This window comes from Fluviicoccus keumensis (genome assembly GCF_004217445.1).
Classification (GTDB): Bacteria; Pseudomonadota; Gammaproteobacteria; order Pseudomonadales; family Moraxellaceae; genus Fluviicoccus; species Fluviicoccus keumensis.
Genome location: NZ_SHKX01000010.1, coordinates 764,545 through 781,236, shown reverse-complemented (window position 1 = coordinate 781,236; position 16,692 = coordinate 764,545). Strand labels below are relative to the sequence as shown.

The window sequence follows — 16,692 nt, the reverse complement described above, 5'->3', positions numbered from 1 at the left end:
ATTCAAGGATGCTGCCATGAAAAGGTCTGATAAAAATCCCTATCTTCCCAGTCATCCTTTAGTGCCGCCAAGATCATCTCCGAAGATCTATGCAAAGGATTGGTAATCCAAACGTCGCCTGGATCTTTGCTAAGACGTGCTGCAAGTACATGGAACTCCGGCCAGCGTGACGCATGTGCCAAGAACCAAATAAAATCATCCGGCGCAAAACCCTCTGGCCGCTTGGTAATGCCACTTTGGACCACGCCGCCAAGGAGGGTGCGCTCCATCATTTCCATGAACCAAGGTCGAATCTCTGGACATTCCTCCAGAGACTTCCACGCCTCTACGAACAGGAACTCTGCATGATTCACGCCCATGTTCCGTACAAACAGCATGTCGAACTGGTAGTCCAACAGAATTTCCAGATATCCCTTCCGGGTCTCGGCGTTCATCCCATCATCCTTTGAGCCGTGAGGCATTCCAAAGGATGGGGCCGCTCAATGCGCCTCATCCCAATTCCCCCCCACACCCACTTCCACCAGTAGCGGCACGTCAAGACTCGCCACCCCACTCATCGCTACCTTCAACATGGCCGACACGGCTTCGACTTGATCCTCGCGGACTTCCAGCACCAATTCATCATGCACCTGCATCAGCAGCGCCGCATCAAACCGCTGCAACTTCAGCTGCGCATCCACCGCAATCATCGCCCGCTTGATAATGTCCGCCGCCGACCCCTGTAACGGCGCATTGATCGCCGCCCGCTCCGCCCCCTGGCGCATTGCTGCATTCTTGCTGTTGATCTCCCGCACCGGCAGCTTCCGCCCGAACAGCGTCTCCACAAACCCCTGCTTCGCCGCCAGCGCCCGCGTCTCGTCCATATAACGCTTCACCCCCGGATACCGGCTGAAATACAGCTCGATATACGCCTGCGCCTGCGGGCGCGACGCATTGATCTGCTTCGCCAGCCCGAACGCCGACATCCCGTACAGCAAGCCGAAATTGATCGCCTTCGCGGCACGCCGCATCTCGTTCGTCACCTCCGTCAGCGGCACGCCCATCACCTCCGCCGCCGTCGCCTTGTGCACATCCTCGCCCAGCGTAAACGCCTCCAGCAGGCGCGCATCGCGGCTCAGGTGCGCCATCAACCGCAACTCGATCTGCGAATAGTCGGCCGACACCAGCTTGTAGCCCGGCGGCGCAATGAAGGCCTGGCGGATCATCCGTCCTTCCGCCGTGCGCACCGGAATGTTCTGCAAATTGGGGTCCGACGACGACAGCCGCCCCGTCGCCGCCACCGCCTGGTGATACGAGGTATGGATGCGGTGCGACACCGGATCGGCCAGCTGCGGCAGCTTGTCGGTGTAGGTGCCCTTCAGCTTGCTCAGGCCGCGATGCTCCAGCACCACCTTCGCCAGCTCGTGATCCAGCCCCTCCAGCACGTCCTCGCCGGTGGCGTACTGGCCGCTGGCGGTCTTCTTGCCGCCCGGCAGCATCAGCTTGTCAAACAGCACCTCGCCCAGCTGCTTCGGCGACGCCACGTTGAACGGCATCCCGGCAATGGCGTGCGCCTGCGTTTCCAGCTCGGCCAGCCGCTTCGCCATGTTCTCGCTCAGACGTTGCAGCTGCGGGAAGTCCAGCAGCGCGCCCTTGGCTTCCATCTGCTGCAAAATCGGCGCCACCGGCATTTCCAGTTCGTGGAACAGGTGGTTCAGCTTCGGCTCGGCCAGCAGCAGCGGCTGGAAATGCTCCTTCAGGCGCAGGGTGATGTCGGCGTCCTCGCAGGCGTAGGCGCTGGCCGGTTCCAGTTCAATGCGGTCGAAGGTCAGCTGCTTCACGCCCTTGCCGGCAATCTCCTCGAAGGTGGTGGTCTGGTAGTTCAGGTAGTGCCGCGCCAGGTCGTCCATGTTGTGGCGGGTGGCGGTGGCGTCCAGCACATAGCTGGCCAGCATGGTGTCGAAGACCACGCCGCGCAGGGTGATGCCGTGGTTGGCCAGCACGTGCGTGTCGTACTTCAGGTGCTGGCCGATCTTGCCGATGTGCTCGTTTTCCAGGATCGGCTGGATGGCGACCAGGGCGGCGTTGCGGTCCAGCTGTTCCGGCGCGCCCAGGTAGTCGTGCGCCAGCGGCACGTAATAGGCTTCGCCCACTTCCAGGCTCACCGAGAAGCCGACAATGCGCGCTTCGCGGTAGTTCAGGCTGGTGGTCTCGGTGTCGAAGGCGAAGGCGCGGGCTTCGATCAGGCGCTTCAGCAGCGCGTCGTAGGCGCTCTGCGTGGTGACGGTGTGGTAACGGGTGGCGATGGGCGGGGCGGACGGTGCTTCGTCGTCCTCGACGGCGGGCAGGGCGGTGGCGTCCAGCGTCGCCAGCAGGCCGGAGAATTCCAGTTCGGTGTAGATCGCCTTCAGCGCCTCGCGGTCGCTGTCGCGGCGGGTCAGGCCGTGAATGTCCAGATCCACCGGCGCTTCGCAATGGATGGTGGCCAGCGTGCGGCTCAGGCGCACCTGATCGAGGCTGTTGCGGAAGGTTTCGCCGACTTTGCCGGTGAGTTTGTCGCCGTTGGCGATCAGGTTGTCGATGCTGCCCCAGGCCTGCAGCCACTTCACGGCGGTTTTCGGACCCACGCCCTGCACGCCGGCAATGCCGTCGCTGGCGTCGCCCACCAGCGCCAGGTAGTCGATGATCTGGTCGGGACGCACGCCGAATTTCGCTTCCACCCCGGCCGGGTCGAGGATGCCGTCCTTGTCGGTGAACGGGTTGACGATGGTGATGCGCTCGTTGACCAGCTGCGTCATGTCCTTGTCGGCGGTGGAGATGATCACGTCCTGGCCGTGGCGTTCCGCCAGTTTGGCGAGGGTGCCGATCACGTCGTCGCCTTCAAAACCGTCCACGCACAGTACCGGGATGCCCATCGCCCGCACCAGCTGCTTCAGCGGCTCGAACTGCGCCTTCAGGTCGTCCGGCGTCGGCGGACGGTGCGCCTTGTAGTCGGCGGCCATCTCGTGGCGGAAGGTGGGGCCGGGCGGGTCGAAGACCACCGCGATGTGCGTCGGGTGGTACTGTTTCAGCAGCTTCTGCAGGGCGTTGACCGCGCCGCGCACCGCGCCGGTCGGCTGGCCGCTCTTGGTGGAGAGGGGCGGCAGGGCGAAATACGAGCGGTAGATGTAGTACGAGCCGTCGATCAGCAGCAGGGGCTTGGCAGTCATGAAATGTTCCGTCCGGTTGGGCTGGGCGGAAGTGTAGTACAGGCGGGGGTGCGGTGGCAGCCCGGATTGCACCGGGCTGCCGGTTTCAGGCGGCTTGCGGGAGCCGGACGACCCGGAACCAGTAATGGGCGATGTCGCGGATGCACTGCGCCAGTTCGTCGAAGTCGATGGGCTTGGTGGCGAAGGAGGCGCAACCCATGTGGTAGGCGCGTGCAATCTCGCGCGGATTGCAGGTGGAACTGAAGGCCACCGTGCGCACGCCGCCCACACCGGGGACAGACGCCATCTCGGCCAGGACGTCCCAGCCGTCCATCAGCGGCATGTGCAGATCCAGCAGCATCAGGTTCGGGGTGGGGCAGCCGCTGTACATGCCCTCCTTGCGCAGGTATTCGAGGCAGGCGGCGCCGCTGTTGGCCCAGTGCAACTCCACCGGAATGTCGCAGAGGTGGAAGCATTCGCGGATCAATAACCAGGAGTAAATATCGTCTTCAACCACGAGGACAACGGGGTGATGTGACGTAGCAAGAGTATGCTGGTGCATGATGACCTGCCGACCCGGACGGGAGCGAAATCCGTTTCCAGCACCGTTTGCAGGGTATTGGTGAGTGATGGTTGCAGCCTAAGACGAGGAGTGTTCGGGCTCTGTTAACGGCAGCGGGAGCAGCCCGTCGGAATGATGAACGGTCGTTTTTTGGCGACGAAAATGTGATGTTTGTCACGTTTTGGCGCTGGCGTTCCGCCTGCCGGGCCCGCCGGTGTGTGCCCGCGCCACTGGATTTTTTACCTGTTGATTACCCCCGGAAGGGCTGTCGCGCCCTACAATGCCGCTACCGTTCCGCGCCGGATAAAGCCCATATGCCCAAGCCCGTTCCCTTGCCCTTACCGGCTGCCGTTCCTGCCGGCATTGAAGCCTGGCGGCTGGCCTGGGACGCGGATGAACAGCCGGATCTTGCCAGCTTGACCGCTGACGAGCAGGCGCGCGCGGCCCGGTACCTCCGTCCGCCGGATGCCTTGCCGTTTGCCTTGACCCGAATCGCCCTGCGCGCGCGGCTGGCCCATGTGTTGGGGATGGAGCCGCTGGCGGTGCCCCTGTGTGTGGATGCGCGCGGCAAGCCGGCGGTGAACCGGCCGGGAGCGCCGGCGTTCAGTGTCAGCCACGTGGCGGGGCAGGCGGTAATCGTACTGTCCGCGATCGGAGCGGTCGGGGTGGATATCGAGACCGGACAGCCGGAGACGGTGTGGCGGGAGACGGCCGCCGTGTTCCTGACGCCGGACGAGCAACGCCGGTGCGAAAGTCTGCCCTTGTCCCGGCGGGCAGCGGCCTACGCGGTCCGCTGGTCGCTCAAGGAGGCGGCGCTGAAGGCGGCCGGGATCGGGATCGGCGACCGGCTGGCCGATCTGGAACTGTATCCGGACGGGGAGGGCTGGCGGATGCGTCCGGTCCGACCCTGGCCGTTCCGCCTGCAGGATATGCGGGCAGTGACGTTGAGCCTGCCGCCGGGTCTGACCGGTGCGCTGGCGTGGTTCGACCCGGACAGTCCGGGCCGGACGGGATTGGGGGAGTGAGCCTGTAATGCCCGTAGCGTCTTCGATTGTCCGGGGCGATGACCGCCCGGACCTGTTGCAAAACGAGATTCTGGCGGACCTGTTCGAGGCGACGGCGGCGCAGCGACCGGAGCATCCGGCGCTGGTGTTCGGCTGCCGCACGCTCAGCTACCGCCAGCTGGACGAACTGGCGGACCGCATCGCCCACGGCCTGATCGGGCTGGGGGTCGGGGCCGGGCAGATTGTCGGCTTGTGGCTGCCGCGCGGGCCGGAACTGCTGGCGGCGCAGCTGGCCATCGCCAAGGCGGGAGCGGCCTGGCTGCCCTTCGACATGGATACTCCGGTTGACCGCATCCAGGTGTGCCTAGATGACGCGGCCGCCACCGGTCTGCTGACCACCGTCGAGTGGCAACCGGGTCTGGCCGCGCTGACGCGTCCGGTCTGGACGGCCGAGAGCCTGGGGGAGGTCGCTCCCGGCGAGCCGTTGCGCCGTCGGGGCGAGGTGCTGGCGCATCATCCCGCCTATGTCATCTACACCTCCGGGTCCACCGGCAAGCCCAAGGGCATTGTCATCAACCAGGGCCGCATCTGCCATTTCCTGCGCAGCGAGAACGCGGTGCTGGGCGTGCGCGGCGATGACCGGGTCTATCAGGGCTTTTCGGTCGCCTTCGACATGTCCTTCGAGGAAATCTGGATCAGCTATCTGGTGGGCGCCACGCTGTGGCTGGCTCCGAAGGCCCTGACCAGCGATCCCGAAGCCTTGCCGAAAGCCCTGCAGGACAACGGTATTACCGTGCTGCATGCCGTGCCGACCTTGCTGGCCCTGTTCGTCACCGATGTGCCGTCGCTGCGGATCATCAATCTGGGCGGGGAAATGTGCCCCGATGCCGTGGTGGAACGCTGGGCGAACGGGCAGCGGCAGGTCTTCAACACCTATGGCCCCACCGAGGCCACCGTGTCGGCCAGCCTGGCCGAGTTGCAGCGCGGGCAGCCGGTCACCATCGGCAAGCCGCTGCCCAATTACGGCTTGCTGGTGATGGGCGCGGAAAAGCAGCTGCTGCCGACGGGTGAGGTGGGCGAGTTGTGCATTTTCGGGCCGGGGGTGGCGCAGAGCTATCTGGGGCGGCCGGACCTGACGGCGGAAAAATTCATCGTCAACGATTACGCCGCCGATCCGCTGGAGGCGCGGTTGTACCGCACCGGCGATCTGGCCACCATCGACGCCAACGGCGTCATCCAGTGCCTGGGCCGGGTGGATGACCAGGTCAAGATTCGCGGTTTCCGGGTGGAGCTGGGTGAAATCGAGGCGGCGCTGTGCGACCAGCCGGGCATCGGCACGGCGGCGGTGGTAGTGCGGCAGGAAGAGGGCATCGACCAGCTGATCGCGTTCATCGTCGCCGAGCAGGCGGCGGCGGCTCCCGATCTGCCGGTGCTGCGCCAGGCCCTGCGCGACCGGCTGCCGCCCTACATGGTGCCGGGCCGTTTCGAGGTGCTGACCGAGCAAACCCTGCCGCGCCTCACGTCCGGCAAGATTGACCGCAAGGCGCTGCGGGCGATGCCGCTGGCGGCGGTCAGCGGCAATCCCGAGTCGGACGAGCCCGAGAACGAGGCCGAAAGCGTGCTGTTCGCGGTGATGCGCCGCCTGTTTCCCGGCCAGCCCTTGCAGCGGCGGGCGGATTTCTTTGATGACCTGGGCGGCCACTCGCTGCTGGCGGCGCGGCTGGTGTCCGGCCTGCGCGGTGACGCCCGCTTCGGCCATATCACCATCCAGGATATTTACCGGGAACGCCGTCTGGGTGCGCTGGCGGAACGGATGATGGCCAGCCGGGCCGAGCCCGAGACGGCCTGGACGCCGCGCGCAGTGCCGCCCGCCGGGCTGCGCCGGGTGGTCTGCGGCGTGGCGCAGGCGGCGGCCCTGCCGCTGTTGGTGGTGTTGCAGATCCTCAAGTGGCTGGCGCCGTTCTTTACCTACCATGAATTGACCGGGGAACCCGGTGATTCGATTGCGCTGGCCATCGGCTGGTCGCTGGTGGTGTTCCTGCTCAGCCAACTGGCCGGGTTTGCCGTGGCCATTGCCGGTAACCGGCTGCTGTTGGCGGGTATCGGTCCCGGCCGCTATCCGTTGTGGGGGTTCACCTTCTTCCGCTGGTGGCTGGCGGACCGGCTGACCGATGTCGCGCCGGTCTATTTCCTCTATGGCTCCACGCTCTATACCGATTACCTGCGCGCCCTGGGCGCACGGGTCGGCCACGATGTCACCATCGGCTCCATGACCACCCGCGTACCCGGCCTCATTACGCTCGGTGACGGCGTCAGCATCGGTTCGTCTGTCAACCTGGATAACGCCCGGGTGGAGCGGGGGGAACTGGTCATCGGCACGATCACGCTGGGGCGCGAGGCGCATGTGGGTTCCTATGCCGTGCTGGAAGGGGATACCGTCATCGCCGACCACGGCCAGTTGCAGGGATTGTCCGCGCTGGCGGACGGCGGCCGCATTGGCGAGCGCGAAGTCTGGGACGGTTCGCCGTCGCGGCGGGTCGGGCAGTTCGATCCTGCGGTCATGCCGCGTCGTCCCGCCTTTACCCGGCGTCAGAAGGTGCGGGAAAACCTGATGTTCCTGGCGGGCATGGTGGTGATTGCCTGCCTGTTCTTCATCCCCATTTTCCCCACCTTCATCCTGGTGGACTGGCTGGACACCAATGAAATGATGGCGCTGATTCCCGGTGATTCCCCGGTGTCGGCGGCGGTGCGCTATTTCCTGCTGGCCGTGCCGGCCAGCGCGCTGATGATTGTGGTTACGGCGTTGCTGTCGGCCGCCATCCGCTGGACCGCGCTGCCGCGCCTGCAGGTCGGCACCTGGCCGGTGCACAGCCGGTTCTATTACCGCAAATGGTTCGCCAACCAGATCCAGGAATCCAGCCTGCAAGTGCTGCACGGCGTTTACGCCACGGTTTTCGCACCCACTTGGTACCGCCTGCTGGGCGCGCGGGTGGGGCGCGGCGCGGAAATTTCCACGGCGATGGGCGTGGTGCCGGATATGCTGACCTTGGGCGACGAGAGCTTTATCGCCGACGCGGTGATGCTGGGCGATGAGGAAGTGCGGGGCGGCTGGATGACGCTGCAACCGACCGTGGTCGGCCACCGCACCTTCATCGGCAACGGCGCGTACATTCCGGACGGCACCACCTTGCCGGACAACGTGCTGATCGGCGTGCAGTCGAAAGCGCCGGAAGCGCCGCAAGTGGTCAAGCCGGGCGATACCTGGTTCGGCTCGCCGTCGCTGTACATGCCCGCGCGCGAAGTCCTGGGCGGCTTTTCCGAGGAACTGACCTATGCGCCCAGCGTCTGGCGCAAGCTGGGACGGGCGGCGGTGGAATCGCTGCGCATCGTGCTGCCGCTGGCCCTGACCATCGGCGTCGGTTACATGCTGGTGCTGGAGGTGCTGGCCGTGGAAGAGCGTCACGGCTATCGCGAGGGCCTGCTGGCGCTGGGTATTGCCGGATTCCTGTACGGACTGGGCAGTTTTGTTTTTGTCTGGCTGCTGAAGTGGCTGTTGATCGGACGTTACCGGCCGCGCGCCGCGCCCATGTGGACCTGGTTTGTCTGGGTCAGCGAGGCGATCACCAGCCTGTATGAAGCCATCGTGGTGCCGAACTGGCTGAACTACATGCGCGGCACGCCGCTGCTGCCGTTTTTCCTGCGGTTGATGGGGACGCGGATCGGGCGGGGCGCCTATCTGGACACCACCGATGTCACCGAGTTTGATTGCGTGGAGATCGGCGACGGCGTGGAACTGAACAATCACGCCGGTCCGCAAACGCATTTGTTTGAAGACCGGATCATGAAGATCGGCCGGGTGAAGATCGGGAATGGCGTGACGGTACGCGCGCGCGGTACCATTCTGTATGATGCCGAAATTGGCGCCGATGCGTGCCTGGGGCCGTTGACCCTGGTGATGAAAGGCGAGCACATTCCGCCCGCCAGCGCCTGGAGCGGCTCGCCCGCCGCCCCGGACACCCATCGCTGACCGCGCCCCTTCATTCAGGAAAGAACTGTCCATGTCCGTCTACACCGAACTCAGCCTCGACGAAATCCGCGCCTTTGCCGCCGATCATTACGGTCTGGCCGTGACCGGCTGCGAGCCCATCGCCAGCGGTATCGAGAACACCAATTACTTCGTGCGCGGCGACGACGGCCGCGAGTTCGTGCTGACGCTGTTCGAGGAACTGAACGCCGCCGAGGCCGCCTTCCTGCCGCCGCTGTTGCAGCACCTGCACCGCCAGGGCGTGCCGGTGGCCGGGCCGCTGACGGCGAAGGACGGCCGCTCGCTGCTGACCCTGCGCGACAAGCCGGTGCAACTGGCGCCGCGCATCCTCGGCGGGCATCCGTCGCCGGTCAGCACCGCGCATTGCGCCGCCATCGGCGAGGCGCTGGCCAAGCTGCATCTGGCGCTGGAGGAATACCCGCTGCACCGCGACAACGCCCACGGCCAGGAGTGGTGGGAAGCCGAGGCCAACAAGGCCCGCAAGGCGATGAACAAGACCGACCAGCTGCTGCTGGAAACCATCCTCGAAGACTTCGAGGAAACGGTGGAGGACTATGAAGACCTGCCGATGGGCCTGATCCACGGCGACCTGTTCCGCGACAACACCCTGTTCGAAGGCGACGAACTGCGCGCCATCCTCGACTTCTCGGAAGCCGGCGAAGACTACTGGCTGCTCGACATCGCCATCACCATCAACGACTTCTGCAGCGCCTGGCCCTCGGTCAAGCTCGACCAGGACCTGTACCACGCCTTCCTGCGCGCCTACAACAACCTCCGCCCGCTCACCGCCGACGAACAGGAAGCCCTGCCCGCCTTCCTCGGCATGGCCGCCACCCGCTTCTGGCTGTCGCGCCTCAGCGTCGCCGCCCGCAACGCCGCCGAAGGCCGCAGCGGCGAAGCCGTCACGCAAAAAGACCCGAATGAAATGAAAAGGATGGTCGCCGCCCGCATGATGGGGGAATAACGAAGCCACAGGCCGTCCGCAGCCAACTGTTTGAGCCAACAGAACGGACAACGCAGGGATGGAAGCAGGGCGGTGTTGCAGCGGCACCCCGGTCAGCGAGTTTTGGCGAAGGACACGGTTTTTGCCTTCTTTTTGCCAAGACAAAAAGAAGGGCCCGCGGCAGGCGGATGAAAGAGGCCATATCACAGGCCGTGTGTGTCAGAGAACCCCCCAGCCCTGCGGGCAGCCCCCCTGTTCCACAGGAGGGCGTAAAGCCTCAGGTCTCCCGAATCACCAGCAACCGCTGCTCGGTCATATCCTCAATCGCATACCGCACACCTTCCCGCCCCAACCCGCTGTCCTTCACCCCGCCATACGGCATGTGATCCACCCGCCAGGACGGCACATCGCCAATCACCACCCCGCCCACTTCCAGCGTGTCCCAGGCCTTCATCGCCTTGAAGATATCGCGGGTGAAGATGCCCGCCTGCAGCCCGAACTTGCTGGCGTTGACCTCCAGCAGCGCGTCCTCGAAGTCCTCGAAGGGGCTGAGCACCGCCACCGGCCCGAAGGCCTCTTCCTGCACCAGCGCGCAGCCCTGCGGCACGTTCTCCAGCAGCGTTGCCTCCAGCATTGCGCCCTGACGGCCGCCGCCACACAGCACCGTCGCCCCGGCATCCACCGCTTCGCGGATCCAGCCTTGCAGCCGCTCCGCTTCCTTCGCCGAGATCATCGGGCCGATGAAGGTCAGCTCCTCGTGCGGGTTGCCCATCACCAGCTGTTGGGTCGCCAGCGCCAGCCGGGTTTTCAGCTCGTCGTAGATGTCGCGGTGCGCCAGGATGCGCTGCACGCTGATGCAGCTTTGCCCGGACTGGTAGAACGCGCCGAAGATGATGCGGCTGACGGCGTCGCCGAGGTCCGCGTCCTTGTCGACGATGCAGGCGGCGTTGCCGCCCAGTTCCAGCACCACCTTCTTCTTGCCCGCCTTGGCCTTCAGCGCCCAGCCCACTTCCGGCGAGCCGGTGAAGCTCAGCAGCTTCAGGCGGTCGTCCGTGGTGAACAGCTCGGCGCCGTCGCGGCTGCACGGCAAAATGGAGAACGCTCCCTTCGGCAGGCTGGTTTCGGCCAGCACTTCGCCGATCACCAGCGCGCCGATCGGCGTCAGGCTGGCGGGTTTCAGGATGAAGGGGCAACCGGCGGCGATGGCCGGGGCCACCTTGTGCGCCGCCAGGTTCAGCGGGAAGTTGAACGGGCTGATGAACGAGCAGACCCCGACCGGTACGCGCTGGGTCATGCCGCGATAGCCCTTGGCGCGGGCGGAAATGTCCAGCGGCAATGTTTCGCCGGTGATGCGGGTGGCTTCCTCGCTGGCGATGCGGAAGGTGTCGATCAGGCGGGTGACTTCGCCGCGCGCGTCCTTGATCGGCTTGCCCGCCTCGATGCACAGGCTTTCCGCCAGCTCGTCGGCGCGCTCGCGGAAGCGGCGCACGCAGTGGTCCAGCACCTGCTGGCGTTCGTAGGCGGGCATGCGCGCCATGGCGTGCTGCGCCTTGACGGCGGCGCTGATGGCGGCGTCGATGGCATGGCTGTCGGCCAGCGCCACGCGGGTGGCGATCTCGCCGGTGTACTTGTCGGTGACGGCCAGGTCGGTGTTGGCGTAGACGGCTTCGTTGGCCAGGAAATAGGGGTAGGCGGCTTTCAGCATGGGGGTCTCGCGGGCAGGGGGACGGCGCAGGCGGCGTCGCCGGGACAGGGGGTCGGGGTTCAGGATTCGCCCAGCACCGCTTTCACGAAGTCGGACTTGGAACGGGTATAGGTATCGCGGTCGCCGCCGGAGCGGCCGACCAGATCGGTCTTCAGGCGGGCATAGCGCGCGGCCAGGTCCGGGTCGCGCAGCAGGGCGTCGCGGAAGCGCAGCAGCCGGAACCATTCCTCGCCTTCATAGGCCACCAGATGCAGGTGGTGGGTGCGGTGGCCGTCCTTCTGCCGCAACAGCCAGCGCCGGTCGGGCAGCATCAGGTTCTGCTCGGGCACATACACATAATCACCGCCCAGCCGCAGCGGGTCCACCAGCGCCTCCACGGCCGCCATCGAGTCCACGCCCGCCAGCAGATCGATAACCGGCTTGGCCTGCAGGCCGGGAATGGCGGTGCTGCCGATATGTTCGATGGCGCGGAAATGACCGGGGAACAGGCTTTCCAGACGAACGCGTTCGCGGGCGAAATGCTCGGGCCAGGCCGGGTCGTAGGGGTGCATGCACACCCCTTCGCGGATCGCGTTCCTGATGCTGTCATCGGTGGCGGTGGACGTCATGGCCAATCTTCCGTGGGCCCGGTCGGGGCCCTATGTTGTTCTTCTACCCGTCATTCTAGGCGAAACTCAGGCCGATGCCACTAGGACAGACAGCGCCTGGCGGATGTTTTCCGGAATTGCGACGGGGCTGTTGTTTGCCTTGTTCACGAACACATGCACGAAGTGGCCTTCCGCCACTGCCGTGTCCTCGCCCGCCTTGAAAATGGCGATGCCGTATTCCACCGAGGACTTGCCCAGCTTGTTCACCCGCAGCCCGCCGTCCAGCTTGTCGGGGAAGGCGATGGGGGCGAAGTAGTTGCAGCCGGAATTGACCACGAAACCCACGGTGTCGCCGGTGTGGATGTCCAGCCCGCCGCGTTCGATCAGGTAGGTGTTGGCCACGGTGTCGAAGTAGCTGTAGTAGGTAACGTTGTTGACGTGGCCGTAGATGTCGTTGTCGTGCCAGCGCGTGGTGATGGGGCAGAACCAGCGGTAGGCGTCGCGGCGGGAAGGAACGGGACGGGACATCAGTACACCTCGCGGTAAATGGCCAGCGCGTCGGCTTCGCTGACTTCGCGGGGATTATTCACCAGCAGCCGCTGTTGCAACAGGGCGTCGCGGGCCAGCATCGGCAGGTCGGCTTCCGGCACGTTCAGGTCGCGCAGGCGGACGGGCAGTTTGACGGCGGCGATCTGTTCGGTCATCGCGGCGACAAAGGCCACGGCCAGTTCCTCTTCCGTTCCTTCAGCCTCCGGTTCCAGCACGGTCATCAGTTCGGCGTACAGTGGCGCGGCGGCGGGCAGGTTGAAGCGCAGCACGGCGGGGAGCACCAGCGAGTTACTGAGGCCGTGCGAGATGTGGTAATGCCCGCCCAGCGGGTAGGCCAGGGCATGCACGGCGGCCACCGGCGCGTTGGCGAAGGCCTGTCCGGCCAGCATCGCCCCGAACAGCACCGCTTGCCGCGCCTCGCGGTTGCGGCCGTCTTCGACGACGGTGACCAGGTTGGCGGCCAGCAGGCGCAGCGCCTCGCGCGCCAGCACGTCGGAATAGGGGTTCTTGCGGATCTTGCTGGTGTAGGCCTCGATGGCGTGCACCATGGCGTCGATGCCGGTGGCGGCGGTGACGGCGGGCGGCAGGCCCAGCGTCAGGTCGGCATCCAGCAGCGCCACATCGGCGTAGAGCAGGGGGGAAACGATGCCGGTCTTGGTGGTCTCGCCGGTGGTGATGATGGCGATCGGCGTCACTTCCGAGCCGGTGCCCGCGGTGGTCGGCACCTGGATCAGCGGCAGGCGCGTTCCCTTGGCGTTGCCGACGCCGTAGACCTCGGGCAGCGTCTGCGCCGACTTCGTCAGCAGCGCGATCACCTTCGCCACGTCCATGGAGCTGCCGCCGCCCAAGCCGATCACGCCGTCAATGCCCGCATCACGCGCCATTTGCAGCGAGTCCAGCACCTTGGCTTCGGGCGGGTCGGCCACCACGTCGCTGTAGATTGTCACCGGGATGCCGGCCTTGGCCAGACTGGCCAGCGCCGGTTCCAGCAGGCCGCACTGGACGATGCCGGGGTCGGTGACAATCAGCGCGCGGGTAATGCCCAGACCCGCCGCGATCTCGCCCAGCCGGGCGCTGGAGCCGCTTTCGCTGATCACGGTCTTGACGGTGGTGAAGGTGAAGGGGGTCATGGGCGGGCTCCTTGTTGTTGTTCCCGATTTTACCAACTCACTTCTGCAGCAACATGGCTGCTTCTTTCGCAAAGTACGTCAGAATGGCATCCGCCCCGGCGCGCTTGATGCACAGCAGCGACTCCAGGATCACCGCATCGCGGGCCAGCCAGCCGTTCTGGATGGCGGCCATGTGCATGGCGTATTCGCCGCTGACCTGATAGACCAGCGTCGGCACCGAATAGGTATCCTTCACCTCGCGCACGATGTCCAGATAGGGCATGCCCGGCTTCACCATCACCAGATCCGCGCCCTCGGCCAGATCCAGCCCGACTTCGTGCAGCGCCTCCTGGCGGTTGGCGGGGTTCATCTGGTAGGTCTTCTTGTTGCCGCCCTTGAGGTTGCCCGCCGAACCCACGGCGTCGCGGAAGGGGCCGTAGTAGCTGGAGGCGTACTTGGCGGCGTAGGAGAGGATGCAGACATTGGGATGGTCATTCTCTTCCAGCGCGCGGCGGATGGCGGCGATGCGGCCGTCCATCATGTCGGAGGGAGCGACGATGTCGGCTCCGGCTTCGGCATGTGACAGCGCCTGCTTCACCAGCGCCTCGCTGGTGATGTCGTTCAGCACGTAGCCGTCGACGTCGATGATGCCGTCCTGGCCATGGGTGGTGAAGGGATCCAGCGCCACGTCGGTGATGACGCCGAGTTCCGGCACGGCGGCCTTCAGCGCGCGCACGGCGCGTTGCGCCAGCCCGTCCGGGTTCCACGCTTCCTCGGCCAGCAGGCTTTTCGCTTCCTGCGGCGTCACCGGGAACAGCGCTACGGCGGGAATGCCCAGCTTCGCCAGCACTTCCGCTTCCTTCACCAGCAGGTCGATCGACAGCCGTTCGATGCCGGGCATCGAGGCGATGGTCTCGCGGCGGTTCTCGCCTTCCAGCACGAACATCGGGTAGATCAGGTCGGCGGGGGTCAGCAGGGTCTCCTGGACCATATTGCGCAGGAATTCCTGCGAGCGCAGGCGGCGCAGGCGGGTGTGGGGGAAGGCGGCGCGGTTGAAGGTGAAACGGGACATGGGAGGCTCTCGCGACAAATTCTTTGCCGGAAGAATACTCCAGAACGCGGGGGGATGGGGCGGGATTCGGCGCTGGGCGTCACCGGTCCCGCCCGGTCGGTTCAGCCGCAGTTTTTCAGGGTCAGCATCCGCTCCAGGGCGGCGCGGCGGCGGCTGATGCCTTCCTGCTGCAACTTGGCGGTGGCGGCGCTGGTTTCGTCAGTCGCCTGATCCCGGGCATTATCCGTCGCCATCTTGGTGGCTTCGTTCAACGAGGCGGTATCCCCCACCGAAGCGGCCATGCCGCCGAGCACTGCGCTGAAGGCGCTGAGGGTGGAGTTGGTCCCGGCGCTCTTGTCGTGATAGGTCTTTTTATCGGCATAGTAGGTTTCCCAGGCCCGGACCGAGGCCAGCTCGTTGCGTACCCCCTGGCAGTCCAGCGCGGGATAGGCGGTGAGGGGTGACATGGCGGCCGACGGCTGCATCGGGGCCGTGGCGCAACCGGCCAGCGACACCGAGAGCACCATCAGGGCAGACAGGGGCAGGGCGTTTTTCATGAGCATTCTCCAGGGGGTGTTCTCAAAAGTGTCGGGCGGGCGTACAGCGTCGGCCGCCGGATTGCACGGCGTTGCAGGCTTCCTCGGCCTTGTCGCGGGCATCGATCAGTTCCCGGCGCGCCTTGGCGTAGTCGGGGGAACCGGCGCATTCGCTGTCCAGCTGCGCCAGCATCCGGTCCAGCCGGTACATCAGGTTTTCGGTCTGGGCGGTGATCGAGGCGTTGGCGGGCGGCAGGGCGAAGGACTCGGGGGTGATGCGGCAAGTCCCGTCCGCGGATCCGGATTCGTCCCCGCCGGGTAGCGCTACACTGCCTGAGGCGGATGGCGCGGCGCTGCTGCCGGCCGGTTCATCGGCGGCCCGCCGGTATTCAAGGCGGCCGGTCTCATCGGCTTCCCCGCGCCCGCCGGTCGCGGCGCGGGCGATGTCGCCGCCGGAACTTTTGCCCAGGTCGTTCAGCGTGCCCACCGCCTGGCCCAGCGGCGAGTTGGCGATGTCCGTCTTGATCTCGCGGACGGCGCGCGGTGCGGCTTCCATTTTCGCCATCATCTGGGCCAGCAGGGTTTCTTCATCGGCGTTGGCGGCGGCGACCGCCTCATGGTCTTGCCGGGCCGATTCCAGCCGGGCTTGGGAGTCCTTGCTGGTCTGCTCCAGCAGGCTCATGCGCATTTCATGGAGGGCCTGCTGCTGCTCGGCTTCCGCCTGAGCCTGCCGCGCGGCCTGTTCCGCCCGGATTTGCGCCTGCCGCTGCGCCTCGGCCTGCCGCGCGACGGCGGCCTGCTGCTGGGCCTGTTGTTGCGCCTGATACTGTTGCTGCACTTGCCGGTTGCGCTCCTCGGCGGCGCGGTTGTAGGCGTCGCGTTCGGCCTGTCCCCGGCGCATCTCGGCATTGAAGGCCTCGGTACGAAGCTGCTCCTGCTGGCGCTCCGCCTGTTCATTCAGGCGGCGTTGCGTTTCGGCCAGTTTCTTCTGCGCTTCCAGGTCGGCCTTGTTCCGGTTGGCGATGCCCAGGCATTGTTCCCGGCGCTGTTCGTAGGCGGCTTTGACGCGCTCATATTCGGCTTCGGCCTTGGCGCGGTTGGCTTCATGCCACTGATGGGCCCGGCCGTCACAGGCGAAGCGCTCCCGGGTCATCGATCCGTATTGGTAGCATTGCTGGTAGTTGGCTTTGCTCTGGTCGAATACCGCCTGGTAGGTCCGGCTATACGTCTCGGCGTGTTCATTCGAGATTTGCCAGTAGGTCGGGCACTGCGAGGGATCCGTGGGCCCCGGCGTCAGGGCGGCAGCCGGTAAGGAGGCGATCAGCAGCCCCAGGCTGCCCAGCAAAGTGACAGAGCGAGCGTTCAGCATGTGTCAGTATCCGGGTTCCATGGAAATGGTTATCGTTTGACATTAACGCGACAGATATGCTGTCG

The 16,692-nt window shown here is 65.7% G+C and carries 13 protein-coding genes; 3 read left to right on the top strand and 10 right to left on the bottom strand.

Annotated features, from left to right (window positions below):
* Nucleotides 1-2 precede the first annotated feature (2 nt).
* The 3 genes from EV700_RS04605 to EV700_RS04595 form a co-directional block, all read right to left on the bottom strand.
* Complete coding sequence (locus EV700_RS04605; RefSeq protein ID WP_130411162.1) at nucleotides 3-434, bottom strand: hypothetical protein; 432 nt, start codon at nucleotides 432-434, stop codon at nucleotides 3-5.
* 45 nt (nucleotides 435-479) lie between these two features.
* Nucleotides 480-3,188 carry a DNA polymerase I gene (gene polA / locus EV700_RS04600; protein ID WP_130411161.1) on the bottom strand — a complete coding sequence of 903 codons (2,709 nt, stop codon included), beginning with the start codon at nucleotides 3,186-3,188 and terminating at the stop codon, nucleotides 480-482.
* A gap of 85 nt (nucleotides 3,189-3,273) precedes the next feature.
* The gene (locus EV700_RS04595; protein ID WP_130411160.1) at nucleotides 3,274-3,729 is read right to left on the bottom strand and encodes a response regulator; all 456 of its coding nucleotides are present in this window, start codon (nucleotides 3,727-3,729) and stop codon (nucleotides 3,274-3,276) included.
* A 314-nt stretch (nucleotides 3,730-4,043) separates the two neighbouring features.
* On the opposite strand from EV700_RS04595, the gene EV700_RS04590 reads away from it, so the two are divergent.
* Genes EV700_RS04590 through EV700_RS04580 form a run of 3 tightly spaced genes read left to right on the top strand, consistent with a single transcriptional unit; the run spans nucleotide 4,044 to nucleotide 9,742 of the window.
* Nucleotides 4,044-4,754 carry a 4'-phosphopantetheinyl transferase family protein gene (locus EV700_RS04590; protein WP_165391332.1) on the top strand — a complete coding sequence of 237 codons (711 nt, stop codon included), beginning with the start codon at nucleotides 4,044-4,046 and terminating at the stop codon, nucleotides 4,752-4,754.
* A 7-nt stretch (nucleotides 4,755-4,761) separates the two neighbouring features.
* Nucleotides 4,762-8,760, top strand: a complete 3,999-nt coding sequence (locus EV700_RS04585; protein ID WP_130411158.1) for a Pls/PosA family non-ribosomal peptide synthetase — start codon at nucleotides 4,762-4,764, stop codon at nucleotides 8,758-8,760.
* Between the two features lie 31 nt (nucleotides 8,761-8,791).
* Complete coding sequence (locus EV700_RS04580; RefSeq protein ID WP_130411157.1) at nucleotides 8,792-9,742, top strand: homoserine kinase; 951 nt, start codon at nucleotides 8,792-8,794, stop codon at nucleotides 9,740-9,742.
* Between the two features lie 256 nt (nucleotides 9,743-9,998).
* On the opposite strand, the gene EV700_RS04575 is transcribed toward EV700_RS04580, so the two are convergent.
* The 7 genes from EV700_RS04575 to EV700_RS04545 all read right to left on the bottom strand — a co-directional run bounded on the left by EV700_RS04575 (nucleotide 9,999) and on the right by EV700_RS04545 (nucleotide 16,627).
* Nucleotides 9,999-11,426, bottom strand: a complete 1,428-nt coding sequence (locus tag EV700_RS04575; RefSeq protein WP_130411156.1) for an aldehyde dehydrogenase family protein — start codon at nucleotides 11,424-11,426, stop codon at nucleotides 9,999-10,001.
* Between the two features lie 59 nt (nucleotides 11,427-11,485).
* A complete protein-coding gene (locus EV700_RS04570) occupies nucleotides 11,486-12,034 on the bottom strand; it encodes a GrpB family protein (protein WP_130411155.1) in 549 nt (182 codons plus the stop codon).
* Nucleotides 12,035-12,100: 66 nt separating this feature from the next.
* Nucleotides 12,101-12,541, bottom strand: a complete 441-nt coding sequence (locus tag EV700_RS04565; protein ID WP_130411154.1) for an acyl-CoA thioesterase — start codon at nucleotides 12,539-12,541, stop codon at nucleotides 12,101-12,103.
* Nucleotides 12,541-13,692, bottom strand: a complete 1,152-nt coding sequence (locus EV700_RS04560; protein ID WP_130411153.1) for an iron-containing alcohol dehydrogenase — start codon at nucleotides 13,690-13,692, stop codon at nucleotides 12,541-12,543. Before EV700_RS04560 ends, EV700_RS04565 begins: the two co-directional genes overlap by 1 nt.
* A 37-nt stretch (nucleotides 13,693-13,729) precedes the next feature.
* Nucleotides 13,730-14,743 carry a porphobilinogen synthase gene (gene hemB, locus EV700_RS04555; RefSeq protein WP_130411152.1) on the bottom strand — a complete coding sequence of 338 codons (1,014 nt, stop codon included), beginning with the start codon at nucleotides 14,741-14,743 and terminating at the stop codon, nucleotides 13,730-13,732.
* Nucleotides 14,744-14,844: 101 nt separating this feature from the next.
* Entirely contained in the window at nucleotides 14,845-15,279 is a 435-nt protein-coding gene (locus tag EV700_RS04550; RefSeq protein WP_130411151.1) for a hypothetical protein, read from the bottom strand.
* Nucleotides 15,280-15,301: 22 nt separating this feature from the next.
* Nucleotides 15,302-16,627 carry a coiled-coil domain-containing protein gene (locus EV700_RS04545; RefSeq protein WP_130411150.1) on the bottom strand — a complete coding sequence of 442 codons (1,326 nt, stop codon included), beginning with the start codon at nucleotides 16,625-16,627 and terminating at the stop codon, nucleotides 15,302-15,304.
* Nucleotides 16,628-16,692 lie beyond the last annotated feature (65 nt).